The following is a 456-nucleotide window of genomic DNA, read 5'->3' as shown; positions in this document are numbered from 1 at the left end:
CACGTTGTCGACCACGACGTTGCGCTGGTAGGAGTTGGTGCAGTTGCCGCAGGCGCGGTACAGCTTGCCGGCGTTCTCGACGTAGAAGCCGGAGATGTTGACGGTGCCGTTGCCGTTGTGCTGGAACACCTTGTCCGAGGCCGACTTCGCCCCGCCGCCGATGACGTAGGAGGTGCCGCCGTTGGTCTGCAGGAAGGTGGCGGCGTCCTCGCCGACGTCCTCCCACCAGACGTTCTGGATGGTGCAGGTGCCCAGGCAGTGGATGCCGTCACCGGCCGGCGCGCCGATGATGACGTTCTTGATGGTGGCGCCGTTGGCCAGCTCGAACATCGGGTCCTGGCTCTCGGACTGGCCGCCGTCGCCGATGCAGCAGTAGCGCTTCATCCCGCCGTCGAACACCCCGCTCACCGGGATGGTGCCGGTGGGCAGCCCCGCGTCACCGGACTTCGTCGGCCA

The 456-nt window shown here is 67.3% G+C and carries 1 protein-coding gene; it reads right to left on the bottom strand.

Annotated features, from left to right (window positions below):
• Positions 1-456: pectate lyase (locus tag QEZ54_RS36280; RefSeq protein ID WP_281309320.1), on the bottom strand; the 456-nt coding region annotated here is incomplete at both ends.

The organism is Catellatospora sp. KI3, assembly GCF_029948125.1.
In the GTDB taxonomy this organism is placed as follows: Bacteria; Actinomycetota; Actinomycetes; order Mycobacteriales; family Micromonosporaceae; genus Catellatospora.
Note: the sequence above shows the minus strand (reverse complement) of the source record. Positions and strands in the feature narration are given on the sequence as shown.